Annotated in this window: 1 protein-coding gene; it reads left to right on the forward strand. The window is 57.7% G+C overall.

Annotation, left to right across the window (positions count from 1 at the left end):
- Positions 1 to 416, forward strand: a 416-nt coding sequence (locus HI950_RS35480; protein WP_191297239.1) for a dihydrofolate reductase family protein, incomplete at both ends; no start/stop codon positions are given.

Here is a 416-nt window from a genome sequence, read left to right on the forward strand (position 1 = left end):
GCTATTAACGTATCTTTGGACGGTTACACTGAGGACGAGCAAGGCAATTTAGAGTGGTCGATCTCCGATGACGAGGTGTTTGCGTTCTGGACTGACTTCGAGCGGCCGATTGGCACCTACCTATACGGGCGTCGAATGAACGAGTCGATGGTGTACTGGGAGACGGCAAGCGCCAAGCTCGGCGATCAACCGGAGGTAATGCGGGAATTCGCGCAGATCTGGCGAGCGGCTGAGAAGATCGTGTATTCCCGGACGCTTCAGGCGGCTTCAAGCGCCAGGACTAGGATCGAGCGCGAATTCGATCCTGATGCGATCCGGAGGCTGAAGGAGTCTTCAGGAGCCGACATTACGATTGGCGGCCCCGAGCTTGCTGGGCAGGCGATGAGCGCGGGACTGATCGACGAGTGTCATCTGCT

Origin of the sequence: Paenibacillus sp. PL91, assembly GCF_012935325.2 — a bacterium.
In the GTDB taxonomy this organism is placed as follows: Bacteria; Bacillota; Bacilli; order Paenibacillales; family Paenibacillaceae; genus Pristimantibacillus.